This window comes from Chitinophaga sp. CC14, from assembly GCF_048957795.1.
In the GTDB taxonomy this organism is placed as follows: Bacteria; Bacteroidota; Bacteroidia; order Chitinophagales; family Chitinophagaceae; genus Chitinophaga; species Chitinophaga ginsengisegetis.
Genome location: NZ_JARBFY010000006.1, coordinates 863,802 through 889,789, shown reverse-complemented (window position 1 = coordinate 889,789; position 25,988 = coordinate 863,802). Strand labels below are relative to the sequence as shown.

General features: G+C 43.5%; 17 protein-coding genes. 6 read left to right on the top strand and 11 right to left on the bottom strand.

Features of this window, described 5'->3' with window-relative positions:
* The 5 genes from PV783_RS33980 to PV783_RS33960 all read right to left on the bottom strand — a co-directional run.
* Positions 1–5,369: beta strand repeat-containing protein (locus tag PV783_RS33980; protein WP_420991157.1), on the bottom strand; the 5,369-nt coding region annotated here is incomplete at its 3' end.
* 91 nt (positions 5,370–5,460) lie between these two features.
* Positions 5,461–6,603: an ABC transporter substrate-binding protein gene (locus tag PV783_RS33975; RefSeq protein ID WP_420991156.1), complete on the bottom strand. Its 1,143-nt coding sequence runs from the start codon at positions 6,601–6,603 to the stop codon at positions 5,461–5,463.
* Positions 6,604–6,617: 14 nt separating this feature from the next.
* Entirely contained in the window at positions 6,618–7,202 is a 585-nt protein-coding gene (locus PV783_RS33970) for a phage tail protein (protein WP_420991155.1), read from the bottom strand.
* A 29-nt stretch (positions 7,203–7,231) separates the two neighbouring features.
* Positions 7,232–7,786, bottom strand: coding sequence for a phage tail protein (locus PV783_RS33965; protein WP_420991154.1), 555 nt, complete (start codon positions 7,784–7,786; stop codon positions 7,232–7,234).
* Positions 7,787–7,802: 16 nt separating this feature from the next.
* Positions 7,803–8,369 (bottom strand): phage tail protein, encoded by a 567-nt coding sequence (locus PV783_RS33960; protein ID WP_420991153.1) that lies wholly within the window; start codon positions 8,367–8,369, stop codon positions 7,803–7,805.
* Between the two features lie 160 nt (positions 8,370–8,529).
* On the opposite strand from PV783_RS33960, the gene PV783_RS33955 reads away from it, so the two are divergent.
* On the top strand, positions 8,530–9,378 hold the full coding sequence (locus PV783_RS33955) for a metallophosphoesterase (protein ID WP_420991152.1): 849 nt from the start codon (positions 8,530–8,532) through the stop codon (positions 9,376–9,378).
* 6 nt (positions 9,379–9,384) lie between these two features.
* Here PV783_RS33955 and budA read toward each other — a convergent pair whose 3' ends face one another.
* A complete protein-coding gene (budA, locus tag PV783_RS33950) occupies positions 9,385–10,218 on the bottom strand; it encodes an acetolactate decarboxylase (protein ID WP_420991151.1) in 834 nt (277 codons plus the stop codon).
* Positions 10,219–10,365: 147 nt separating this feature from the next.
* Here budA and PV783_RS33945 point away from each other — a divergent pair, with 147 nt between their 5' ends.
* Entirely contained in the window at positions 10,366–11,412 is a 1,047-nt protein-coding gene (locus PV783_RS33945) for an NAD(P)-dependent alcohol dehydrogenase (protein WP_079472462.1), read from the top strand.
* A gap of 137 nt (positions 11,413–11,549) precedes the next feature.
* Here PV783_RS33945 and PV783_RS33940 read toward each other — a convergent pair whose 3' ends face one another.
* The 3 genes from PV783_RS33940 to PV783_RS33930 all read right to left on the bottom strand — a co-directional run bounded on the left by PV783_RS33940 (position 11,550) and on the right by PV783_RS33930 (position 19,609).
* Complete coding sequence (locus PV783_RS33940; RefSeq protein ID WP_420991150.1) at positions 11,550–11,759, bottom strand: hypothetical protein; 210 nt, start codon at positions 11,757–11,759, stop codon at positions 11,550–11,552.
* Positions 11,760–11,980: 221 nt separating this feature from the next.
* Positions 11,981–16,435 (bottom strand): DUF6443 domain-containing protein, encoded by a 4,455-nt coding sequence (locus PV783_RS33935; protein WP_420991149.1) that lies wholly within the window; start codon positions 16,433–16,435, stop codon positions 11,981–11,983.
* A gap of 27 nt (positions 16,436–16,462) precedes the next feature.
* Entirely contained in the window at positions 16,463–19,609 is a 3,147-nt protein-coding gene (locus tag PV783_RS33930; protein WP_420991148.1) for a hypothetical protein, read from the bottom strand.
* A gap of 784 nt (positions 19,610–20,393) precedes the next feature.
* On the opposite strand from PV783_RS33930, the gene PV783_RS33925 reads away from it, so the two are divergent.
* Both PV783_RS33925 and PV783_RS33920 read left to right on the top strand, forming a co-directional pair.
* A complete protein-coding gene (locus PV783_RS33925; protein ID WP_420991147.1) occupies positions 20,394–21,122 on the top strand; it encodes a hypothetical protein in 729 nt (242 codons plus the stop codon).
* 585 nt (positions 21,123–21,707) lie between these two features.
* A complete protein-coding gene (locus tag PV783_RS33920) occupies positions 21,708–22,421 on the top strand; it encodes an EcsC family protein (protein WP_420991146.1) in 714 nt (237 codons plus the stop codon).
* Positions 22,422–22,432: 11 nt separating this feature from the next.
* Here PV783_RS33920 and PV783_RS33915 read toward each other — a convergent pair whose 3' ends face one another.
* The gene (locus PV783_RS33915; protein ID WP_420991145.1) at positions 22,433–22,813 is read right to left on the bottom strand and encodes a SnoaL-like domain-containing protein; all 381 of its coding nucleotides are present in this window, start codon (positions 22,811–22,813) and stop codon (positions 22,433–22,435) included.
* A gap of 149 nt (positions 22,814–22,962) precedes the next feature.
* Here PV783_RS33915 and PV783_RS33910 point away from each other — a divergent pair, with 149 nt between their 5' ends.
* Positions 22,963–23,961 (top strand): GlxA family transcriptional regulator, encoded by a 999-nt coding sequence (locus tag PV783_RS33910; protein WP_420991144.1) that lies wholly within the window; start codon positions 22,963–22,965, stop codon positions 23,959–23,961.
* On the opposite strand, the gene PV783_RS33905 is transcribed toward PV783_RS33910, so the two are convergent.
* Complete coding sequence (locus tag PV783_RS33905) at positions 23,958–24,575, bottom strand: class I SAM-dependent methyltransferase (RefSeq protein WP_420991143.1); 618 nt, start codon at positions 24,573–24,575, stop codon at positions 23,958–23,960. The genes PV783_RS33910 and PV783_RS33905 overlap by 4 nt on opposite strands.
* 132 nt (positions 24,576–24,707) lie before the next feature.
* Between PV783_RS33905 and PV783_RS33900 the strand changes: the two genes are divergently transcribed.
* Entirely contained in the window at positions 24,708–25,919 is a 1,212-nt protein-coding gene (locus tag PV783_RS33900; RefSeq protein ID WP_420991142.1) for a hypothetical protein, read from the top strand.
* Positions 25,920–25,988 lie beyond the last annotated feature (69 nt).

Genomic DNA, 25,988 nt, shown 5'->3' with positions numbered 1-25,988 from the left:
CTACCGGCGCTGAGCGCAAAGGCAGCGTCGCCATATGTTTTACCGGTGATGGCCGGGAAGGTGATGGTTTGTGGTGCTAGTCCAACGGTTAAGTTGCCATTAACAGCAGTGAAAGTATAGTTCGCCGCGGTCAATGGTGTTACATCCACTGTAATAGGATATGTAGCCGGTACGCTGCTGTTATCGGCACTGGTGCTGAGCGCAGGTGTACCGCTTATCACGCTGCTGTTTTCACCATTCACAAACCCGCTGATGGTGTAAGTGAGCGCCGGATTATTAGCGCCATATACTTTCTGTTTATCATCCGCGGTTACCGTCAGCGTGGCCGGCGTTACCTGGAACGATTGGCTCACCGCCGCTGCTACAGTATAGTTAGCATCTCCTGCCTGTGTGGCGCTGATGGTTACATTGCCCACGCCGGTGATGGTGACGGTATTACCATTTACGGTAGCCGGCCCGGAAGTAACGGCATAGGCTACTGTTAACCCTGCATCGCTACTGGCATTGAGAGTAAAGGCGGCATCACCATATGTTTTACCGGTGATAGCCGGGAAGGTGATGGTTTGTGAAGCCTGCGTAATGGTAAGTGATCCGTTCACAAAGCTGAAGTCGTAATTAGCTGCTGATAATGCACCATTGGTAACCGTAATCGGATAAACACCCGGTACGCTATTGATATCAGCAGTGTGCGCGATGATGGCGTTGCCGGATACTACATTGATGGTTTCGTTGTTTACAAAACCGGTAATGGTATAATCCGGTGTAGGATTAGCTTGTTTGTACGCCCTGCTTTTATCATTAGCCGTTACCGTTAGCATCGCTTTGGCAACATTGAATGTTTGTGTGACTTGTGGCGCCGGTGAGTAGTTGCCGTTACCGCCCTGATCAGCTGCAATGGTTACATTGCCCGTGCCGGTAATGGTAACGGTATTGCCGCTGATAGTGGCCGGCCCGCTTACCACGCTGTAGCTTACTGCTAACGCACTGCTGCTACCGGCGCTGAGGGCAAAGGCAGCGTCGCCATATGTTTTACCGGTGATGGCCGGGAAGGTGATGGTTTGTGGTGCCAGTCCAACGGTTAAGTTGCCATTAACCGCAGTGAAAGTATAGTTCGCCGCGGTGAGTGGTGTTACATCCACTGTAATAGGATAGGTACCTGATGCACTGCTGTTATTTGCAGTAGTGCTGAGAGCAGCAACGCCAGTAATCACGCTATTGTTTTCCCCATTCACAAACCCGCTGATGGTGTAAGTGAGTGCGGGATTATTAGCGCCGTATACTTTCTGTTTATCATCCGCGGTTACCATCAGCGTGGCCGGCGTTACCTGGAATGATTGACTCACCGCCGCTGCTGCAGTATAGTTAGCATCTCCTGCCTGTGTGGTGCTGATGGTTACATTGCCCATGCCGGTGATGGTGACGGTGTTACCATTTACAGTAGCCGGCCCGGAAGTAACGGTATAGGCTACTGTTAACCCTGCATCGCTACTGGCGCTGAGTGTAAAGGCGGCGTCACCATATGTTTTACCGGTGATAGCCGGGAAGGTGATGGTTTGTGATGCCTGCGTAACGGTGAGTGATCCATTCACAAAGCTGAAGTCGTAATTAGCTGCTGCTAACGTACCAACGGTAACCGTAATCGGATAAACACCGGGTACGCTGTTGATATCAGCAGTGTGAGTAATAGTGGCGTCGCCATTGACCACGCTGTTGTTTTCACCATTTACAAAACCGGTAATGGTGTAATCCGGTGTTGGATTAGTTTGTTTGTACGCCCTGTTTTTATCATTAGCCGTTACCGTTAGTATTGCTTTGGCAACGTTGAATGTTTGTGTTGATTGCGGAGCAGGAGAGTAGTTGCCGTTACCTCCCTGGTCGGCGGAAACGGTTACATCGCCAGCGCCTGTGAATGTAAGGATGTTGCCATTCACTGTTGCCGGACCGCTTACCACGTTGTAAGTGATCGGCAAACCTGCGTCGCTGTTGGTGTTGAGCGTAACCGGTGCACTGCCATATGTTTTGCCGGTGATAGCCGGGAAGGTAATGGTTTGTGGCGCTATTGTTACCGTCAGTATTCCGCTGGCAGGAATGATATTGTAGTTAACAGCACTCAGCGAGGCAGCATTGGTAACCTGGATAGGGTAACCGCCTGGCACACTGCTGGCATCTGCCGTAGTACTGAGCAGCGGAGTGCCTGTTACCACACTGTTATCTTCCCCATTCACCAAACCGCTATAAGTATAGGTTAATGCAGGGTTATTTCCTCCATATAACCGCTGTTTGTTATCCGCAGTTACAAATAATGATTTTTTCAGGACAGTAAATCCGCCGGATACAATGGTGGCTGCATCGTAATCAGTATCGCCGCTTTGTGTAGCCGTGACCGTTACATTTCCCGTGCCCGTAATGGTAACGGTGTTGCCGCTAAGCGTAGCCGGACCGGCAACAGTGAAGTCCACCGTGAGGCCGGAGGTGCTGATAGCGTTCAATGCAAAAGGGGCGTCACCGTACGTTTTGTCCGTTAATGCGGTGAGGGTGATTACCTGCGACGCTTTGGTAACGGTAAGTGTACCGGGTGCGAAACTGAACTGGTAGTTGACAGCAGTGAGTGTGCCGGCGCTTACAGTAATAGGGTAGTTGCCGGTGTGACTATCAATATCCGCTGTGGTGCTGATGTCCGCATTACCGTTTACCACGCTGCCGTTGTCGCCGTTCACAAGGCCGGTAACCGTATATTCCAGGGTGGGATTAGCCTGTTTGTATGCCCTGTTTTTATCATTAGCCGTTACCGTTAGTATTGCTTTGGCAACATTAAATGTTTGTGTTACCTGTGCCGCTGCGGCATAGTTGATACTTCCCGGCTGATCGGCGTTGATGGTTACATCGCCAGCGCCGGTGATCGTAAGTGTGTTACCACTAACGGTAGCCGGACCTGAAACCACGGTGTAAACAATTGCATTTCCTGCATCGGTATTGAGCGGTAATGTAATCGGAGCGGTGCCATACACAATGCCCGTTATCGCCGGGAATGTGATGGTTTGCGGCTGCTGCGTAATAGTTAATGTACCATTTGCGGCCAACAAACTATAGTTGGCTGCACTGGCTGCACTTACATCTGTTGTAATCGCATAGGTGCCAACCGGACTGTTTAGATTGGCTGCGAAGGTGGTATTTACCGTACCGGTGATAACACTGGCGTCATCTGCATAAACAAACCCGGTATAAGTAAACGTGGCAGCGGGATTAGCCGTTTTATAAGGCCGGCTCACATCAGCGGCTTTTATAGTCAACGCTTTTTTAGCGACGGTAATAGTTTGTGATACAGGACTTGCAGGAAGATAAGTATTGGTAGCTCCTGCGTGGGCAGTGATCACCGCGGTACCTGCACCGGTGGTTTTAATTTTTCCGTTCACCACGTCTGCAACGGCTGTATTGCCGGAGGTATAGGTAATAGTGCCATCTCCGGAAGTCGTCGCATTCGGATCAATATCTGTATCTCCATACGTAATAACAGGCGTGGAAGGGAAGGCCGGGAAAGTGATTGTTTGCGGTATGGCCTGTATTTCATAGGCGCCCAGGTCAATAAGGCTATTGCTGATACGTGTTTTCCTGTCGAGATCCAGTGTATCTGCCTGTGCGGCATACCCCGCATTATTGGTTTGCGGATCGCCTTTGTTGATGCCGAAGTTGGCCGCCGTTAACCGCAGGTTACCGTTGGTGAGGTCATTAAACACCACATCGGGAACAGGTTGTACAGTAGCTGCGTCGCTATAGTACAGGTTACCCAAAATACTGTACCGGATGTTTGCGAGAGGACCGGAATAGTCGCTGCCACTACCGGGAGTATTCTTTGCCACAATGCTGTTGTACGAAGTGAAAATTCCTCCGGTGCTGCTTATGGCAGCTCCTCCTCCGGAGTTACCACCCACTGTAACATTAGTAAGCGTAGTATTACCGGTGGTTCCTATAGCCGTTCCATCCAGCGTAGCCTTGTTACCAAAAAATACGCAGTTGACCAGTTTTATATTCCCACCAACCTGGTAGATGGCGCCACCATTCTGGGTGGTGTTGTTTCCATAAAATTGTGTATTCCTTATTGTTAAATTGGAAAAGGGAGCGTAAATACCACCTCCCGACACGTTGCCCGCACCTCCGGTAATAATCATGCCATCCAGTATACTTTCGGCGCTGTTACCCGCCACCGTTACCAGGTGAATGCTGTTGCTACCCCGGATATCTGTAGCCTTCAGTGTAATAGTATTGGTAAGCACGTCATTGAAATCAACGTCTCCGCTGAGGATTACCGGGTTAGCAGGAATATTCCGGTCAGCCAGCTTAGTTTCAGTGCCTGCAAAGCCGCCATAAACAGCCACACCGGAAGGGATATTAAAGGTAGCGCTGGTATTCCTTGTGTAATCAGGCTTATAAGTATTTTGGGCCACCCATATGGTGGTAATACCATTCAACGGGTCTGCGGCAGCATTGAGTGCAGTGGTTAATTCCTGCAGGGCAGTGGCCCAGCTGCTGCCGTCGCCACTTTGGGAAACCTGTTTGTTTACATATACAATACCGCTGGTATCCGGGTTCACAACCGTAAAAGAGCAGGGCGGTGCGGATACAAGACTGAATGCCGTTGGGGCCGGCACTGTTAAGCTATAGTCCTTCGTCCAGTTGGTGGTATCCACTACCAGGTTACGCAGGCGGGCCGAAGAGCCGATGGTAATTAAGCAATTATACCTTGCATTCACTGCATTTATGCTGGGGAAGCTAAGAACGCTGGTGGTAGCTGGTTTTAATGATTTGGAAGAAGTGAATTCTTCGGCATCGAGAGATGTCTCCCAGGTTTTGCGGTTTACATTGATACCGGCAATGATGGTGGGATTATTGATGTTGCCGGTGAACGCAAACAACTGGTCGCCGGCGAAGCCAAGACTGATATATTCTTTATTAGCCTGTAACGCAGTATTAGCGGTAGGGGTGGAGAGGGTAAGTACGCCGGCAGATGCGGTAGGGCTATATTTACAGAAAATAGTAACCCGCGTTCCTGCATCCATTTTGTTGTTGCCGCCGGGCGACCATTGCAGCACCCCATCTGTTTTCGGACCGGTGGAGCTGTCGGTGGAAATGGTTTGAAAGCGGCTACCCATCCAGCCGAGATCTGTAAAATAAATGATCGTATTTTTAGGGCAATCGCGGAGCAATACAAATGAAAACGCATCATTCTGTACGGTGCCGCTAATGTCGTCATCAAAAATATTGACGCCCGTAAAAACAAGATCGCCGGGGCCGAAAGCCTGCGCCTGCGCGCAGGTGGCAATGCCTGTGAGTAATAAAAGGGATATCAGGGTTCTACGTAAAATTAACTTCATAGAAGGCGAGCCTTAGGTATAAGAAATATATAGACATGCACCCTGTTGTTCAGGATGTTAAATTATTCAGAAGTACCTCACCTGATCTTTCTCAGGCGCAGAGGTAAGTGTTGATCCAGCCAGAAGACACGCCGTGTATCTTCGTATGCACAATATCCTGCCAGATCTGCGCGGTATTATCTGTGCCGCCAATTATTTCCGGCTCAAACGCCTCATTTGTTTTCACCAGCCATGCAGGGGCAATCATGTGGTGAGTAGCTGTATCCATATGTAGAGGGCCGCGCGGACTATCCAGTGTTACGTCGCTGAGTGCCGCCAGGATCTCCCGTGCCCTGAACCGGTGTGTATCTGCTGTATTATAAATATGCTCCAGGATCATACCGGTGTTCCAGCCGTGCATACCAGGTAAATTGGCTTCGCGGCCGGTGTGAGCGTTAAACTGCGTTTTCAGCAATTCATTAGCGTTATTTTTGAGAGATGATAACCAGGGCACATATCCGCTTACCTGGAACGGTATTTTCAGCTGACCATGCACAGTTGTTAAGGTTTCATCCAGCAGCATGGGACTGCCAAATACCTGTAAGCCTTCCGTTACATCCGACGACTGCAGCTGCTGAAGAAAGCAATGCGCCAGGTCGCCGTTGTAAAGCGCCAGCAACGTTTGTACGTGTGCGTTAGTGCGAAGGAAATGATGCAATGGAGCTGAATCAAAATCACTCACCTTATACTGGCTTACAAAGTTGTAGGCAACACTGCCACCGTTATCGGCGTACGACTGCACCAGCGCATGATTATGAGAATAGCCGCCGTCGTAAAAAGAGGTACATACGGCCGCCTCTTTTGAGAGAGTGGCAGCATGGATCCCGGTAAGCCGGCATTGAATAGTATTATTAAGTGTATGCGACAATACCACAGGATGAGGCTCCCACTCGTGCATATATTTTGCGCCGTTGTGTACCAGTAATACCAGGCGGTTCAGCTGTTTTGCAAGGGCTGCTATATTGCTTACTGCCGGCTGATCTGCATACAACACCAATACATCGGCATGATGTTGCAGCAACATTTTTTCCGCTTCCTGCAGTACCATTTCAGGGTTGGTGCCAAACCCGATATTGGCGGTAAACCATGTTGCGGGTACGCCGCGGTATTGCAGGTATGCTTCCATCCCCTGGAGGAAGTCGTGCTGCAACAGTGGGTGAAATGTAGATCTCGGTAATAGTGCTCCTATTTTCATATAACTGGTCCTTATTATGGCGTAGGAAATACGCCATACAGGGAAATAATAAAATTCACAACCAGGTATGGTTGCATGTTGTCGGTGCTTTGATTGCCACCTACTGGCTGTACGGCCATTACTAACGAATCCCCGTCGGGCGCCAAACCCATGTGCGGAACCTGTAAAGGCGCCAACCTGCCGGTATCGCTTTTAACAGTGCTGTAAACTTTTTCTGAATTGGTGATAGCAAAGGAACGGTTCTGTGGATTGGTTGCGTCGGCGGGGTTTTCTCCCAAAGCTGGCAGGAATACCGGTCCGGATATATAATGTATATGCGGTGGAAGATTGTTTGAATTCAGCGTCACTTCTTCTGTTCCTCCATTTTCGCCTATCTGGTAGGTTATACCACTACCGGGATCAGTACCCATATGTAAAGGCACCCTGCCCCGCAGATCCGGCACGGCAAAAACAGACTGGCCATCACCTCCGTAGGTGGTACCAATCAGTTGAAACAGGGTGTCGTTTTCTGAAATGGGAAGTAATTGCCCGTCGCAAATGGCCCAACCCGCCGGTGCAAAATTTCCTGCAAATATTCTTATTTCTCCTATAAAAGGCATTCGTGTTGGTGTTTGAGTGTGATCGTTTATTATTGGCGGGGAGGGAATACTCCAGCCATGGCAATAGCAAACATAATGGTAAGGGTTGGCTGGTAATTGTTTACCGGTACATTGCCTCCTGAGCCAGTTGCTTTCAATCTTGACCTCACATTTGCCATTGTTCCGGTGCCCGCTGTTTTACTGTAGGGAAGGCCGGAAGCGGCTATGCCGGGATAATTATTGATGGGATTGTTGGTGTTGTTATTCCCGCCTGTAGGCAAAGACATGGGGCGCCGTTTGATCATATGTGTATGCACGGGCATTTGGTTGATGGTCAGCGCATTTAATTCAGCACCAGCCGACTCGCCCAGGAACCGCTCCGCTAACCCGGTCCCCTGTCCGGTGCCGATGGGAACTTTTCCCTGCAGGTCAGGCAATGCAAAAGTACTCATGCCATCCCCTCCGTAATAAGTGCCCAGGATAGAGAAAAGACCGGTGTTCTGGGAAATGGGAAGTAGTTGTCCGTTACAAAGTGCAAAATTTTTGGGTGCAAAATTGAAAGGGATCATAATGATTTCACCAACGAATGGATCGGATTGTGACATATCTGTATATTAAAAATTATTGTTCTGAAGGAAAGACACCTGTCAGCGCGATAATATAATTCAAGGTGAGGTAAGGCATCATATTATTAACGGGATTATTGGGAGAGGGATTGGCCTCTGTAGCAAATGCACCGTTCCCGGTATCCGTCACCAGGTCCTGGGCCTGCACGGTTGCCATCTGTTCATCCGCATTGTTGCTGTATTTAGCACCAGAGGCAACTGCAGGATAGGTATTGGCGGAAGAATCTGTGTTGGCGGTACCTCCCACCGGCATATTGAGTACGGCAGTGATATTATGTTCATGTAGCGGAAGATTTGCCGTGGTGATGGTAGTAGTAACGCTGCCGGTTACATTCCCCTGCATATGTCCGCTTCCCTGGTGAATAGGAACACGCCCCTTCAGGTTGGGTAATGCAAAATTAGTTTGACCGTTACCGCCGTAAGTAGTGCCCAACAAGGCAAATAAGGCCTGATTCTGGTTAATGGGAAGCAATTGCCCATTACATAGTGCATAATCTCTTGGCGCAAAATTAAAAGCCACTAAAAAGATCTCTGACAGGTAGGGCATCGAGTTGTTTGCCATCGTTGTATCTGGTATTACTAGGGATAATAGATCGCGTTATCTATGATAAAACTGGTATAAAAGTATAGCTTATTTTTTTTCAAAGTAATATTTATTTGGTTTAACAAGAAATCAATGGAAGTGTTTATCTTCACATCACTTTTTTCCAGATCCCTATAATATGAATAAAGAACGCCGTTCCTTTCTACGGAATACATCACTGGTAACAGGCTTATTGCTGTTGCAGAATCCCCTCAGAGCACTGACTTCCGCTTCAGAAAACGCCACTTATCTTCCCGGCGATAACCGGGAACTCCTGATCTGGCATACGAATGACCTGCACGGTCAGCCGGCCGGTCACCGCCAGGAAGGGGAGCAGGGCGTATTTGTGGATGCCGGCGATTTTACCTGTGGAACAGATAACGTGAACGCCTGTATGGAAATGATAAGGGCCATGAATAAAGCCGGCTACCATGCCGCCACTATTGGTAACCGGGAACTGGCCAACGGACAGGCAGCACTGGCAGCACTGATTCCGCACATGCAATTTGCGCTGGTGAATTGCAACTATCGTTTCACCGATCAATCGCTGGCGCGCCAGGTGGTACGTCACAAAATCGTATATGCGGGATCGTTAAAAATCGGCATCACTGGTGTAGGTCCACAGCTGACGGGCATTCCCGGCGTTACTTACCTGCCTCCGGTGGAAGCTGCCGATGCGGTAGCCGCCACGCTTAAAAAAGAACACAACTGCCACGTAGTGATCTGTCTTTCCCACCTCGGGTTCCAGCAACCCGGCGAAACGGCAGACAACTGTGATATGGCTACTAAATCCACGCATATCGACTTTGTAATAGGCGGTCATCAGCAGAAGATGATCACAACTACTGCTGTATACCGGAACGTGGCGGGCAGCGAGGTATACCTCAGCCAGGCCGGATGGAACGGCATGATGACCGGCAAGATGAAAATGTTTTTCAATGAACACCGCCAGGGTTGCGGTATTCAGCCTGGTTACCTGATGTCGTGATAAAGATTATTTCGCCGATCCTCTTTCTACGCTTTTAATATCTTCCTGCCGGTCCTTTTTAAAATCGAAGTGGTTAAACGCCGGAGTGGCTGGTACCTGCACGGTGTAGCTGTCGAGCAAAGATATTTCGATGGTGATATCACCGGTGATAAGGTCAACAATATGGCCGCCGGCATCTTTCTGATCTGAAAGATAATGAAAGTGATAACCGGAGATATTGGTGTTGTCCATATATACCGGCAAACGGTATCCTACCAGGTCGCCGTTGCTTTCTTTATACTGGAAGAAATGCTGCTTGTCGAGCATACCCGCCAGCTGCGGATAAGGTTGCTCATTCACCGGAGGGAAAGCCCTTGTTTTCAGGTACCTGAATGTACCTTTGATATGAATCGCGTACATGCCGTTCACGTTAGGCATGATACTGTCCAGATAATGATAGAAAGTAGCTTTGTCCATACTGTTTGGCACATGTATCACGGTATTGGCGCGGAAAAAGTTAACCATGCAGAAAGGAATACGGTGATGCTGATCCGCTACCTCAAATGTTTTCCCGGTATATTGTGTTTGATAAACTTTGCCGTTCAATACCAGCAGTTCTCCGTCGAGTTTATCCGGGGCGCCCAATCCGAAATCACCTTTTGTTTTTAAGGAGTCGATAGGATAGAAGCCATCGTACAGGCCGCCCATTAAGCCACTGGCCACCCCGGCCGTGAAAAGGTGACGGTATTCCGCCGGTTGCTGCTGCGCCATTGCAAAGGCGGGCCACACCAGTAGAAAAGTGATCGTCTTCTTTAGATGTTGGAAAAACAGGCGGTGGAAAAGCGCTGGAAAAGTAACCATAGGATGTGTGATAAGTTTGCAAGTTAAAGATAATACTGTTTTAGGGGTAAATTGTTTGATTTCCACAATTATTACTTTGATGGCTACAAGTGGGAGCTGGTATTTGCCCGTTAATTTTGCCTGGTTACACAATTAAAATTCTCTATAATGATTACAGCTAAAGGTTATGCTGCGCAAAGTCCTGTCACTGATCTGGGCCCCTGGAATTTTGAACGCCGGGAAGTTGGGCCTCATGATGTACAGTTTGATATCTTATTTTGTGGTGTGTGTCACTCAGATCTGCACCAGATAAGGAATGAGTGGTTTCCTGGCATTTTCCCTATGGTGCCGGGGCATGAAATAGTAGGACGTGTTGTAAAAGTAGGATCGCACGTGACAAAGTTCAAGGTGGGCGACCTGGCAGGTACCGGCTGCCTGGTGGATTCCTGCCACACCTGTGATAACTGTAACCACGGCCTGGAGCAATATTGCCAGAATGGCGCCGTATTAACTTATAACAGCGTGGATAAGTATGGAGATGGTAGCCCTACCTACGGTGGATACTCCAATACCATTGTGGTAAAAGAAGATTTCGTATTGCATATCTCCGATAAATTACCGCTGGCCGCAACAGCGCCGTTGCTGTGTGCCGGTATTACCACCTATTCTCCGTTAAGGCACTGGAAAGTAGGCAAGGGGCATAAACTGGCCGTTCTCGGACTGGGCGGTTTAGGACACATGGCTGTAAAATTCGGGGTGGCTTTTGGTGCAGAAGTAACGGTATTAAGTACTTCCCCATCAAAAGCGGCAGCAGCGGCAAAGCTGGGAGCACATCATTTTGTGGTAACTTCTGACGCTGATCAGGTAGCAGCCGTGAAAGGCTCTTTCGACTTCATCCTGGATACCGTGAGTGCGGAACATGATTTCGGTTTGTACCTGTCTTTATTAAAAACAGATGGTACGCATATCTGCGTGGGCGTTCCGTCTTCCCCTAATAAAATACCTCCTTTTGCGATCATCGATGGCCGCAAAAGTGTGGCAGGATCTTCTATCGGCGGTTTGCCGGAAACCCAGGAAATGCTGGATTTCTGTGCAGAGCATAATATCGTATCTGATATTGAGCTGATAGATATGAAAGATATCCATGCTGCCTATGAGCGTATGGAGCGGGGAGATGTGAGATACAGGTTTGTGATTGATATGGCTACGTTGTAAAACGTTTGCGAAGAAAGCGCGACACTGCTGTTATGGCGGTGTCGCGCTTTTTCGTAGACTAATTTTGGTATTGAATAAAAATGAAAGGGACTGCATCTAGTAATAAAGAAGTCTTTCTAACCTCTGATAAGTACATTCTAATTAGCACATTTTTTATAAGCTCCATCTCTCGCCTCAACAAAATCATATATTTTCCAGCCAGATCCGGGTAACTTAAATTCCTTTTCCTCCTCTTTACTCATGTTTAGCTTTACATCATAAAGGGAACTATCAAGAGAGTTTGACTGAATTAGAAGGCTCCTTATTTTAATTGGCCTACTTTTCCAGTTAACTACTATTCCATGCATACTAGACCATTTAAGCCTAATATGGGGTGTATTAGGAGACATTTTTGAATTGTTCATATACAGATTTAAAAACCGGGTACCTGGTTGAATCGACTCAATTTCTTCCAAAGTCACACAATACTTTCCGTCAGGACTAGAAAAGTTGTAATAATCGTTGTTACAACTAACTATCAGTGTAAATACTAAAAGAGATAGAAATAATTTATTCATTTTGACATCGCTTATGGAATTATTAGAGGTCTTTCAAATCCGGCATTTTGTAAATCTTCAGAGCCGCGATCGTCAGCCCATTTTGGGCTAACAGGTAAATCTGGTGCGCCAGAGGGTACCAAGGCATTCCCTAATGATCCAATGCTCTGAAAAAGAAAGTTACCTAATGTTCTGAAAATAAATGGAGCACTCATTTTATTATTACTCTGTTGAAAAGCTCCGAATCCGGAATGCATCATGTTCCTACTCAGCCCCATCATATTTGAGGCCATGCCGGCAAAGTAGTTGCCTACATCTCGTCTTGTCATAATAATTCCAGGAGCTGCAAATGATGCTTGATACACATAGTTCTCCCTTTCAGAAGGGGTCGCTTTAGCCCATTCAATTCCCCACGACTTAATGTCATATACCTGTCCATTGCCGGCATTTCGCATATAATGTAAAAGAGTCATACTCATTTGGTGATTACTCATGTATGTCTTCAGATCCAATTTTGCATAAGATAGTGCATGTCTTGCAAAGTATGAACCCACATCAATATTTCCTGTCCATTGATTAGTTGAAGGAGAAAGAAATGATGCAATTGAATAGGTTTCTCCTATTTTAGTTCCATTCTTGTAGGAAGAAATTTGATTTACGTCAAACTTTTCTCTTGTTAAGCCATTTACCATATATACACCTTTGTCTCCATCATGAATAGACCCACCAACTACATTGCCATGCTCATCGATAAAAGTTGATGGAGGAGTAGGCGCATTGCCATCTGGATCAATATACTTTATTGGATTATTCAAAGCATAAATATAAGGAGAACTTGCTGGAAACTCATTTCCGATGGGATCTAAAGAATTCCATCTTCCAATTTGAGCATCGTATTGCCGTGTGCCAAAGTCATGCCATTCCAGACCTCTACTATCACGAAGTTCTTTACTATTAAGCTCTTTACCATTGAATTTTATCTTACTTTCATAATAGTTAGGATTAGGATAGGCGCCAGAGCTCAGTGCATCAATTTTCAAACCAAAGGGATAATAATGGGACTCCTCTAATAAAGGACCAGGGGCCAATACAATCGATAGATTGTCAAAGTAAACATCGGTGGATGTTTCATTACTTTCAGAAATATACAGAAACCCACTTTTAGTAATTAATACTCTATCTGTAGTCAGGTATTGCAGTTGATCAGGCTCGGCTTTAATTTGTCTTACACCGCTGTTCTCATCAACAAAGCTGAATTTGTCATCAAACAGCAGATAATTTAAATAAGCTTTGGGACGTAGAGGATTTTTTAGCGCCTCATCATCCAATAATTTTTGAAGAAGAGGTGTATTTAAATTCTGCTGATTCAGACCATTTTGACCCAAGTTGGAAATGTCATGAGAAATTCCTCTCCCAACTCCGTTTTGAAAGGAAGCAATAATGAAGTTAATCAGGCTTTTGCCTGTTTTATTATCATTTCTGCTTGTCGGTCCGGATTTGTAAAAGGCTTTGGTCGATATTTGAACAGTATCCCCTTTCATTACACGCAATACTAGTGAAGGGCCTATTTTTCGACTGTTTTCGTCTCCATTGAGTTTTACTACAAATTTGTTGTCAGACACTGCTGTTTCAGTGGGAAATCCGACAGGTACAGCAGCCCGGCTTGTATTAATATTGCTGAATAGCGTATTTTCCGTTTCAGAGCGATCTGATTCCATTGTTGCAATATAAGTACTGCTAACATTGCTATTATCAGTTAGTACGGATCTTATATTTCCCAGATAGTCCTTTATATAATAGTCAAAAGCATACACGGTTGGTAGTCCGGAAACTTGAACTAATCTTACGCGTCCTTCTTCCTGGCCGAACACCTTCAACTTACTATTCTGATATTCAAAACCATTATCATAATTCGTAACAATGGTTTTAAGAGGGGAGGTAGTATTGTCTATAACTGTTTTCTTTAACTTAGTGCCATCAGCGGAATACTGAAAAGCGATAGAACTATTTCCAGAAAAAGTAATTATTTCAGGAAGATTAAGATGGTTATAGGTTATACTTAAAATACCTTTATTCTTGTCGATAGTTATATTGCCATTTTTATCATAGGTGTAATCAGCTTCACCACTAGTTGTATTTGAAGTTTTGTTAGCTGTAGGTTCCCGAAAATCCCCTAACAGGCTATTGGGATTATTTACATTATCATAAATATACTTTAACTGATTACTATTATTAATATAGGAGTAGGTAAGATTATCTATTGGACCGGGAGCCGCCCCAACAGGACCATTTTGAATCATACTTCTTATGTTACCATTAGCGTCGTATGCTGTTGTACCATCTATCCCATCGCCCATTCTTACCGTATAATCTTCAGTCAGTTTCGTCCATCCACTATTATACAGTGCGTAGTCAGCAAGTAATAAACGCCCGGAATTGTCATAGCTAAAATCATACTTTCTGGGTTGTCCGGTTCCTCTCCAAATTATACCAGCGATACTCCCATCAAACTGGGGCGTTTTAAAAGTGGTGCCGGGGATTGTGGAAGAAGTAGGCTTATCGTGTATTAATTCGTATCCAAAGTATCCTCCTGTACCGGTTTTGACATAATCCTTATTCATTCCAATGATAAAGCCGTTGGGATTGTATTCAAATTTATCTGTAGCAAGATTGCTTCCATAGGTTTTCTCTTGAAGATAGCCTAATTCATTATACTTATATGATACAACTGTTTTAAAAGAACTCTCATCATTTAATTTCTTTTTAATATTTAATAGCCTTCCCATCACATCATGGTTGATAACGGTAAGCGTTCTTATTTGCGGTGTCGCCGGGTCTATGTTATTGGAATGCCGGAGGTATGTGGAAACAATTTTACTATTAAAGCCATATCTGATGCTTTTTGAATTTGTGCCACCAATTGAGTTGTTGCTTATAGTTTGTATTACCTGTCCATTGTCATCATAATAGTCTGTCGTGGTTAACCATTGAGTAGAGCCAAGTATTTTAATACTTTTACCTGTTTGAAGACCGATTGTTTTAACGCTAGCTCCACTCAGTGATTCACCATAGTTTCCATCATTATTAATAAGTTTAGAAAAATCCGTTGAATTGAATGGAATAGATCCATTGAAGGTGTAGTTGTCATAATAAGAATAGGTTAGGAATTCAACATTATCTTCGGTCGGTAATGGGTTTGTATTATCGGGATAGGTGTAAGATTCACCGTCTACGGCAGTTGGATCGATTGTGGCTGAAAACTGGTCCCCGGATGTAGACGAGAATCCTGGAACTAAAGATATACTGTTGCTTGCCTTATAAGCTGAAATAGCAGGGTTACGAACACTAACAATTAAATCTCCATATTTTGATAGGGTACTCCCTGAAAGATTATTATATAGAGATTGTAGTTCTGCTCTAGTCTTGTTACTGGTGTAAATTCCAGTTTTAACTGGGCGATTCAAATCGTCATAGAATGTAACCATCCAGCGGCCAACAAGATTTCCATTTCTTTGATAAACTAACCTATCTCTTGAATCATATACCATTTCCTGTTTATCTGTCCCGGGAAACTTTTTACCTATCATTCGGTTTAGTTCATCATAGAAATATTGATAACAAAGCCCGTTTAGTATCTCTGCAGTTAGCGTCCAGTTGGTTTTAATCAACTCAACCGCTTTCGGAGATATAACGACTCTAACATTTCCTGCATCATCATATCCGAAATAAGTACAAAGCCATCCATCATGTCCATCCACTGCATTTTTGATTAATGCAGCTTTCCTGAGTATAAGCTTTCCCTCATTGTCTTTAAACTCAATGAGTTTTAAGCCATTTTCATTTAAGGTAACATTTTTGGTCAGAAGGTTTGGACTATATGTGCCTATAGATTTTGGAAGTTTAGTTTCATCACTGGAAACTTGCCATATTTGGACGTTATCAGTAGCAGAGTTAAACAAATACTCCTGTGTAACTCCACGATTGCTGCCAGCCCAGCTTATCCCAGGAAGGGACACTTTCTGTATACGATTCAATGGAGAAAACTCAAAGTTGGTTTTAGTGTAATAATTATTCTCGCTTGGAAATATAGTAGTTAGCGAGGATTGCTGCTCCACGAAGGGATTAACTTTGAATGAACCATCGACTCCAGCAGAAGTATATGGCAAGTACTTGTACTGTTGACGCCCTGCCTCATCGTAAATAAAAGTTTCGACGAGATCTTTTCCTATTGGAGAGAACTTGCTCTTAATGGTTTGTAATTCTCTGCCAAGTCCATCGAAATACTTTATAGTTATTTTTACATTGCTAACATTATTTGCATTTATCACAGATTCCGGTGTAGAAAATCTGATTGAAGGTTCCCATGTTTTAATGTGATTAACAACAGGACTGCTTAAATATGGAGGTGTTGGCGCCTGCCCGAGAGCAAATTTTATATTGTGAATAAATACAAATAGTAATAGGCCAATCGTAAGAGTGAGTTTCATACCTAAATAATCTTAAAGATATTGGGGTTATTGTTGAATGGAAAGTCTATACTTATACTCATATACCTTTTGAATGTTCAGATTATGATCCTTAGAGTATAAAAGTCTATGGAACTTGTCATAGAAGTAGTATGTACTTTTTCCTTGGGTATTAATTTCCTGCGACATTCCGGATCCTAGTCTATAGGTGTAAGTTTTTATCAATGCTTTTGGCAGCGCAGTTCTAAGTTTATTCAATTCCGCCATAATTGCGTTATCTCCACTAAAATCCCCCAAATTCTCCAAGACAAGTTGACTCGGTATGTATCTTGATGTCTCATAGTCAGTACCATTTATTTCAGCTACTGGAAACATATGATTATAGCCCCATAAATAAGTTGTTAGTACGCCATTTTTTGTTCTGGATTGGACTAAGTTTGCATACTCATCATATTTTTCGTATCTGACAATAGTTTGTAAATTGTTATTGCCAATAGATTTTTGTACACTTTGAGGCAAAATATGATTGTTTGAGTTCCAAAAACTATAGTTATTGCGAGTGATTGAAAGCACGGCGGGCTCAAGAATTTCGACTGGAGAGGGAATATCTGCAAGCGACCTTACAGTACTATGGTTAATTGTATCTGTTTTAGGGAAACTGTAGGATGTCGTCAGGCTCACATTCATACTATCTGGAAATCCGGATTTAGATGCAGCGAGATCATTTGGAGCTAAGGCCGTTTGTTGAGATGGAGGATATGATACCATACTCTTTTCAACTCTTGACTCAATAACATTTGAAATCATATTTCTTCTTATCATTTCATCGTAGACCGGAATACCTGCATAATCCTTTGGATACTTATAGTAAGTTGTAGTGGGCCTATATTCACTATTGAGGAAAGATGAATAGGTTAATAGTCTGTAAGTCTCATCATAATTATAGATGGTGGTTTTTGACATAGCATTTCCACTTGCGTCATAATCATACTCAGTTTTGCTCTTAAGATATGGCCAGAAAGTAAAAATCGGGAATGTTGCTGATGTAGATACTCCACCCATACGTAATTCATTGAGGTATGATCTTACATATTTTTCATACCTGCCAGGATCATTGTTGTACTCCATGATTTCTGCACGGAGACGTAATTTGTTTTTATCGTATGTCTCAGTTTTGAGTAATAACCCTCTTTCCAGGTCCAGTTTGCCGAATGTTTTATTATATGCAATAGACATGGGGTTATCATATGTATTAGAGTGAATGGTTGTCCTAAACGCGGCCTTATCGGCATAACCATTATCATGGTTACTATACTTATAATAAATATATCCGCCATCAGGGGTCTTCTCTACGACTTCCGAGTAAGTAACATGATTGCCATTTGTATGATTGAGATAATTAATAGGGTTACTGGAAAATCGATAGAACTGGTAAATGGTATTTCCCAATTTTGTGGTCCCACTTTCATAATAAATGGGTAGTCCTGAAACAACCCCACTTGATAAAATGCCTCCGGATAGATAATTCTTTAAATAGAAGAACTCTCTGATTACTGGCTGGGCAGTCACACCATCCCTATTTACTATTTTTTTTATCCGTAGGCCTCCTGCAATCTTATTTGATGTTAATGTTTCGACTGAAATAGGATATTGATGAACTAATGTACTATATTGATGAGGCTCATAGTACAATTCTGTAGATCCACCAGTTGGATACTTTATTTTTGTGAGCATCTCAGCCTCTAGGAATGCTGAATTGGGCTCGCGGGAACTATAGTAAGCAGCTAAATTCGGGACAACTGCTTCTCTTGATTGTGCTCCGTTCCAAAAATTCTTGCCATTATAGAATCCCCAATGATCTTCTTGTCCGCTCAAATAAGGGGGAAGTTTTAAGGGGTTGTATTCGAGATCATAAGTATATGCACTTGTGGTTAAGGAAGGAAAAATAGTGATTTTTTGAAGCTTCAATCTTTCCTGATTGTTCATAATGTAATCAAACTTTATGAAATCGTCTTCAGCTTGTCCAATAGTTTTGATTTGAATATTATCAAGCTTCCAAAACTCACCTAGAATTGACGACATTTGACCTCCTAATCCAAAACTCATCATTGTGTATTCAACTGCTCCTGTATTAGGATCTGTGGTAGTCATTTGCCTCCATGCAGGAAGTATTGGGGAATATGGTCTATCTGAACTTGTTGATTTATTAAATGTAATTGTTGACAGTTGGTCTGCTTCAATTTCAGTTAAAAACGATACATAGTTCCCATAGATCTTTGCTAAATTCTGATCTTTAGCATCTGAAATTGAAGGATTATTAACAAGAGCATTCGGGTCAAGATAAATTTCGGAATAATTCATTGCAGAAACATGGAGCTCTCTTTTGTACTTGAATTTTATATTTCCTTTTTGATTTTGAATTTTCACCAAGTTCCAGGCATTAGGAACAATAACGGCTGGTTCTGCATATGGAAGCTGTCCAAGGCCGCAGGATCTTGTATATTCAATTGCTTCTTGTGAACCACCAAACGTATACTTGGTTCCATCCATAGTAGTAATTATAAAGGAAGTAATTGCGTGTACAAATGTTGTGGACCAGGTTCCGCTTTGATTTTCTGGAAGCACGACATTGTCTTGGATAATACATTCAATTTTGAAATTGTAATTGTCCTTAGACTTTATCTGCCAATTACCTTTGTGGTCTTTATAGAAGCTTCCTGTAAAGCCTAAGAAATTAAAAACAAATTCGTCTGGTCCATCATATCCTAAGTCTGGTTTAGTTTTCCAATTTGGATCATCAAATTTTGTTAAACTACTAAAATACCCAAAAGAGGCTTCATCAAAGGTATAGCCATTAGTTTGCCTGATAATAGAGCCACCAACCGATAACGTCCACCCAAGTCCCACCCAACTTCTAAAGTTATCAACACGATTACCAGAAGTATTATAGTCTAGTGAAAATGGCACCTCCATGTCCTTATACTTTAAGGTGTATAAGGGAATAGAAAGGGATGCCTGTCCATTGAATAGTGATACTGGAATTTGTCCGAATTCCCCGAGACCTGATACTTGCGGAGAGTAAATATTTGGATTAACAAGAATGTTTGCATCCTGGGCCAATACCGGAGATAGACAATTGAAACTTATACAGAACAAGGTAAAACAAAAAGCCAATTTTATATAGGCGCATTTCATACAAGTCTAGTTTTTAGAAATTACGGGAGCCCCTTGAACGTTAACTATGAATATTACAATCACAGGGTTGGTATGCTTTAAGAAGATTTTTAATTTATAGATTATGATTCCAATAGTTATCATGTGGATGGAACTAATGAAAAGACATGATTGCCCGATAAGGATTGTAGCCTTCAATTTAGTTCAAGTAAAATTTCTAGGCTGTACATTTCAGAATATTAGGTAGTTCTAATTGCAGATACAGGATATAGGAGATAAACTAAACCATTCAGGTGATAATTAAATATATAAAACATTTGATAGTGAAAATTGAATCTGGAAAGGAATAATAAGCTTAATGTTAACAACAAAACAAAAATGAGGATACTTATAAGTGAGACATTTTGCTACAAAAATGAATATGGGCCACCACAGGTAATTACAACATTCTCATTATTTATGCTGCAAACATAGCAAATACGCTAATTCAGACAAATAGCATGATAGTGTTAGTTGAAGGAGAAGAATAGAGATCGGAGTTGTTATTAATTTATCTAATAAGGTAAGGAGTGCTGAAGAGAATAATATGATTGTACATTGTGTTCACACTTAAATGTTATTGGTAAGTATGAATGTATTGAATATGTTTGCAACCTTAATATGAGTCATCAGGATTGACTGTGGCAGTAAATTATGTATTTCAGAACTAATAATCATTTCTCCGTAGCCCAAATCATTTTGTATTCATTGTTAAACCAAAAACTATTAGTTAATAATTATTACTATTTCAATTATCTGTACTCGTATGAAAATAATATTTTTTCTTGCTGTTCTCCTTATTTCATTTTATATCTCATACGCGCAAGAAACCACATTGTCTGGAAACCACAGAATCACCGGAATGTTGAATGTTGAAGGCAGTCTTGTTGCAGGAGGTAATCAGCCAAATAATACTATGAGGGTAGTGCCACGTGGTCAAAATGGTGTTAATTCGGTCACTGATTTTTTTGAAAACTCGGATGTTACAAGGTCACCCTATGTGGCAATGGGAATTGCAACAACAACATGGGGAGCTCCTCTTCCAGGAGGCTTTATTTGGACCAATAGTAACGGCAGTTTTCCGGTTCGCGATTTTTATTTTTGGCAAGGTAATAACCCTAATGTAGCAAAACCAGCAATGGTAATCAAAGCCGGTACGAACGCAATTGCGATGAATACCACAAAGGTACCTGGAGGGTATATGCTAGCCGTAAATGGGGGAATTATAGCAGAAAAAGTGCAGATACAGTTATTTGGAACTTGGCCTGACTATGTTTTTAGCAATGGATATAAATTACCATCATTGCAGGAGCTTTCGTCCTTTATTGCAGAGAATAATCATTTGCCTGGCGTTCCATCTGAAATCGAAATTAAGGATAAGGGGATTAATATAGCGGAAATGAATGGTATATTATTGAAGAAAATAGAGGAACAAGCATTGTATATTTTACAGTTAAACGAAAGAATACAAAAGCTTGAAGAAAAGGTTTTGTAAATTCTTCAATTGATTATGCGCTGAGAGGCTGTTTTCGATTTGAATCCAAAATTGATTATTAAGCAGTTGGATGCACAGTTGGATGCACTTAATCCAACTGCTTTTGTGATGAAATCCTTCTCCGATTCGTGCAGCGTGTTTCTTTAGTGCGTCTAAAGCAGGCTTCATGGACCTGAAAGCACAGTGGCATCCGATATTATACCGATACCTTAATTTAATGATGCATAAATTCGCGCTGCCAAAGGTTCCCTCAATAGACTCCGGCATATGTTCAAAAACAGAATACCATTTTGGTACATAATAAACTTATCCGGATCATCACCTATTGATCCTGATACCGTTTTGATCAGATCATTTGTTTTTGCATTAAATACGCCTACGCTGCCATCGTGGATACCACCGCTGCCGCCCATAAAGGTAACCCAGTATTCGCCGTTTTTTAAAGAAGATATTTTCTCCCACGGTGTTTCCTCCTACGGTACAAATTAATTTCTATAGGATCGAAATTATCATTTGTATTTATTTTGTGACCACAGTAGGAAAAATGGGTAACTGCCGGCTGTTTTCTTTTTTGTAATTTCGGTTATGTTATATGAACAACGGATGAAAGTAGAACTGGAGATCTGGCAGCATAAGATGCAGGGCCGGCCTTCCCTCGCAGACCGGTTGTCCAGATCGGTACAGTCCCGTATTAACCGCATTATTCCGCAGAAAGTACATGATGCTATTACCGTTACCATTAAACAAATGGTGAGGGGGGTGTTGTTCGGTGCTATGTACACCGTACCTAACCAGCCTGTTTTTGCTTCGTTATATGATATGGAAGAAGCGGTGCTTCGCCGGGTGGACTTTTACCGGAAAACAGCCGCGGCTGAGGGCGGCCTTACCGGCGCCGGCGGCTTTTTATGGGGCCTTGCCGATTTCCCGATACTGCTTGGCATGAAACTGAAATTGCTTTTTGACATCGCCACCTTTTATGGTTTTGATGTAAAAGATTATAAGGAACGGTTGTACATCCTCTATATTTTCCAGCTGGCTTTCAGCAGCCAGGAACACCGGCGCAATGTGTATGAGAATATTGTGGACTGGAAAGAGAAAAGCCGCCAGTTGCCGGAAGACATTCACAGTTTCGACTGGCAGCGTTTTCAGATTGAATACCGTGATCATATAGACCTCGCCAAGATGGGGCAGCTGCTTCCCGTAGTGGGCGCGGCTGTGGGCATAGTGGTCAATTACCGCCTGGTTACAAAGCTCGGCACTACCGCTATGAATGCCTACCGGATGCGGATACTGGACTGATATTATATTTTCTAATAGAAGAATTGCTCCAGTATAATCTGTCCGTCTTTCACTTCATATAACATGATCTCATCGAGTTGTATTCTTCCCAATCCCTCTACGGTAACATCCATACACCGGCCTACGGAAAAATAATTGCCGCCAACAACGGGTGGGGTGGTAGAAGCGCCGTGAACTTCCCGGATTTTTGATACAAAGTCCTTCCCTTTTTTGTGAACCGCCGCTTTGCCTTCTGCATAGCCAAAATAGGGCGAATGGGCCGGGTCAACGCTTCTTACATTATCTGCAAAAAATTCGTCCTGGATTTCAAACCATTTTTCCTGTTGGGCCAGCTCGTTGAACCGGGTTGCTACTTCCTGGGTTGTCAGTGTGGTATTGATGGTTGTTGTCATAATATTGAGATTTATCAGGTGATGTATACCCGGCTATCGCCGGTTTCTTATTACATCATAAAAGTAGTCATCCTTCCGGGAGGAAGTAAGTGGCGGAAATGACAAAAAAGAAGGCAATATTGCCATATCTTTAATGCAAAAGAATTCTCTTGCGTATCGCTATTCTTGATTATAAAGACGCCGTTCCAACATGCGTGACCGGCCCCGCTGATATCTGGGGCGGGCTTAAGCGGATGTACCCATTGGTAACCGGTAAACCGTTAAAGGAAGATATCGGGATCGATTTTATTACCGAAGCAGATGGGCAGTTCACCCGGAGGCCGATGGGGAGCAGCGAGGCGCAGCAGCTCAGTCCGCGCGACCGGTACCGCCTAATTATTATTCCTGCCATGCGCTATGATAAGATCGATGAAGTGATTGGCCGCGAAGGCCGGCTGATCGCATGGCTGAAGCAGCAACGCCACAAAGGCGCCGACCTCGCAAGCATCTGCGTGGGCGCTTTCCTGCTGGCAGAAACAGGCTTGCTGAACGGCAAAAAAGCTACCACCAACTGGTTGTTCGCAGACCGGTTTCAGCAGCGTTATCCGGCTATCAGCGTGCAGGACGATAAGATTATTGTAGACGAAGGGGCGGTGTATTCCTGCGGAGGCGCGTTTAGTTTCACCACCTTTATGATCTACCTGATAGAAAAATTAATAGGTCACCAGGAAGCCGTGATGGCGTCAAAAATATTAATGATCAATACACATGAGGATTCACAGCTGGCCTTTTCCGTGTTCCGTTTCCAGCACGATCATGTGGATGACCCGATAAAAAAGATTCAGCAATTCATCGAGGCCAACTACCAGGAAGCAATCATCCTCGAAAAGCTGGCCGGCGACCATCACATGAGCGTCCGGAATTTCATCCGCCGCTTCCGGCAGGCAACGGGCAATACCCCGCTGGAATACCTGCAGCGGGTGCGTATTGAAGCAGCAAAAAAGCTGTTGGAAAATACCCGTGAGAGTATTGAAAACGTGGCGCTGCAATGCGGTTACGAAGATATCAGCTTCTTCCGGAAAGTTTTCCGCCGGCAGGTGGATATGAGCCCGAAGGAATACCACCTGAAATATGGCAAGCTGTCGGAGCGGCAGAAATTGAAAGCCTAGCGGATCCGTTTAAATGAGCAAAACAGGAAATGTTGCGTGGTATTAAATGGCGTTACATGGTTTTCAGTGATACACTTTATCTTCTCAAAGCCGTTGCTGAACCGGGCCGTCAGGGTATCCTCGTCATATTGTTTTATAGGAAGACCGCTGCATTTTTCGGGACCATCAGTGGAAAAGGTGCCTATAATGGCATAGCCGCGGGCATTGATATTTTGCCGGGCGATATGTAAGTACCGGTCAATCTGTTCCGGCGCAGTGAGGAAATGAAACGTAGCGCGGTCGTGCCATATGTCGTAAGTTGTAGTTGGCTGAAAGGTGGTAATGTCCTGCACGATCCATTTAACAAGACCCGCTTTTTCACCCAGCCGTTGTTGCGCTCTTTCCAATGCTTTGGCCGAAATGTCCAACACGGTAATATTGGTAAATCCTGCTTCCAGCAGGAAGTCGGCCAGTTTACTGTCGCCGCCGCCGATGTCAATAATGGCCGCTGTTTTCGGAAAGTTTCCCGGGAGAATGAAATCGAGGGAAGTTTGTGGTACATCCTGTGTCCAGCTTACTTCCGAAGGCGTTTTGGTGTTGTAAACATTTTCCCAGTGCTGTTTATTTTCTTCCATGCCGGATATCGTTTAAATACAAATGTAGTAATTAAGGAACAAGACAAGATGCCTGTATTTTAAGCCCGCCGTGCATAATAAACACAAACCTTTGTACGTATATTGTCAAATACCTGCGTAAAAAAGCACTAAATGAAAAAGTACCTTGCCTTCATATCCGGCCTGTTGATTTTAATTTCCAATGACGCCTTCTCACAAAATCTGTCAAAAAAACAACTGCTGGAAGACTTAATGTACTACAGGGATACCCTCCCGGTAAAGCACAAAAATCTGTATAACAAAATCACCAAAACAGAATTTGAAAATAAAGTTGCCCGGATAGCCGGAAAAATTGACACCCTGAATGAGGAAACCTTCATGGTGGAGCTTTTCAGGTTAAACGTGTCCATCGGCGACGAGCATACGCGGATTGAGCCTCAGTTTACGCTGGCTTTGCCCATAAAATTCACCTCATTCGACGACGGCATATTTGTTACCGGTATTGATCCTCAGCAATCATCTGCTCTCTTATCTAAACTAACTGCCATTAACGGGCACCCCATCGATGAAATTAACCGGAAGTTTAAAGAAGTAATTAAGGCCGACAATCAATCCTATTTTGAGATCTATGAGCAACAGTTTCTGAATAACCCTTCTTTTCTCAAAGGACTGGGCGTCCTAAACTCAGATAAAAGCGCGGAATTTACATTGCAAAGCCGCAACGGAGAAACCCGCCAGGTAACACTTTACGCCGTTAATAAAGACAGCCTGAATCTGACACTGTCCCCCCAATACGGCGCCATGTTGCCCTACAGGGAACCCGAAAAAGACTATTGGTATGCGTATGACTCAACAAAGAAAACGGTCTATTTCAACTTTGTTCATTGCATAGATGATGAGCAGCATCCATTCACACAGTTTAATGAAGAACTGTTTTCAAAAATAAACAGCCGGCATCCCGATAAAATTATTATTGACCTCCGGTTTAACAGTGGCGGTAATTCCGGTGTGCTGGAGCCTTTCATCGACAGCATTAAACATAGCTATTTAAATAAGAAGAACCATTTTTATGTGCTCATCGGGAAGCAAACTTTTTCTTCCGCTTTAATGAATGCCATTGAATTTAAAAGATATACCAATGCCATCCTGGTTGGGCAAATGACCAGCGGCAACATCAACCACTATGGAGAAGTGCGCGGATTCAGGCTGCCAAATACAAAAATCGTGATCGGTTATTCAACAAGGTATTGGGAAAACTGGAAAGGAAAAAAAGGCGCCTTAATGCCTGATAAAGGAATTACCTATAGTTCTTTAAATTTTATTGATAATAAAGATGAAGCACTGGAATACATCTATAAACAGTAAATTATAATTATATAAACATTCCCCTGAATTGTATAATACCGCTGCTGATGGAATAGCTGAACTTCGCAT

What these genes read in the sequence shown, in the direction of transcription:
- PV783_RS33940 (WP_420991150.1), bottom strand. Translation starts at nt 11,759, where the DNA reads ATGCATGGAATAGTAGTTAACTGGAAAAGTAGGCCAATTAAAATAAGG.
- PV783_RS33975 (WP_420991156.1), bottom strand. Translation starts at nt 6,603, where the DNA reads ATGAAAATAGGAGCACTATTACCGAGATCTACATTTCACCCACTGTTG.
- PV783_RS33970 (WP_420991155.1), bottom strand. Translation starts at nt 7,202, where the DNA reads ATGCCTTTTATAGGAGAAATAAGAATATTTGCAGGAAATTTTGCACCG.
- PV783_RS33900 (WP_420991142.1), top strand. Translation starts at nt 24,708, where the DNA reads ATGAAAAAGTACCTTGCCTTCATATCCGGCCTGTTGATTTTAATTTCC.
- PV783_RS33920 (WP_420991146.1), top strand. Translation starts at nt 21,708, where the DNA reads ATGTTATATGAACAACGGATGAAAGTAGAACTGGAGATCTGGCAGCAT.
- PV783_RS33960 (WP_420991153.1), bottom strand. Translation starts at nt 8,369, where the DNA reads ATGGCAAACAACTCGATGCCCTACCTGTCAGAGATCTTTTTAGTGGCT.
- PV783_RS33945 (WP_079472462.1), top strand. Translation starts at nt 10,366, where the DNA reads ATGATTACAGCTAAAGGTTATGCTGCGCAAAGTCCTGTCACTGATCTG.
- PV783_RS33905 (WP_420991143.1), bottom strand. Translation starts at nt 24,575, where the DNA reads ATGGAAGAAAATAAACAGCACTGGGAAAATGTTTACAACACCAAAACG.
- PV783_RS33965 (WP_420991154.1), bottom strand. Translation starts at nt 7,786, where the DNA reads ATGTCACAATCCGATCCATTCGTTGGTGAAATCATTATGATCCCTTTC.
- PV783_RS33915 (WP_420991145.1), bottom strand. Translation starts at nt 22,813, where the DNA reads ATGACAACAACCATCAATACCACACTGACAACCCAGGAAGTAGCAACC.
- PV783_RS33935 (WP_420991149.1), bottom strand. Translation starts at nt 16,435, where the DNA reads ATGAAACTCACTCTTACGATTGGCCTATTACTATTTGTATTTATTCAC.
- budA (WP_420991151.1), bottom strand. Translation starts at nt 10,218, where the DNA reads ATGGTTACTTTTCCAGCGCTTTTCCACCGCCTGTTTTTCCAACATCTA.
- PV783_RS33925 (WP_420991147.1), top strand. Translation starts at nt 20,394, where the DNA reads ATGAAAATAATATTTTTTCTTGCTGTTCTCCTTATTTCATTTTATATC.
- PV783_RS33955 (WP_420991152.1), top strand. Translation starts at nt 8,530, where the DNA reads ATGAATAAAGAACGCCGTTCCTTTCTACGGAATACATCACTGGTAACA.
- PV783_RS33930 (WP_420991148.1), bottom strand. Translation starts at nt 19,609, where the DNA reads ATGAAATGCGCCTATATAAAATTGGCTTTTTGTTTTACCTTGTTCTGT.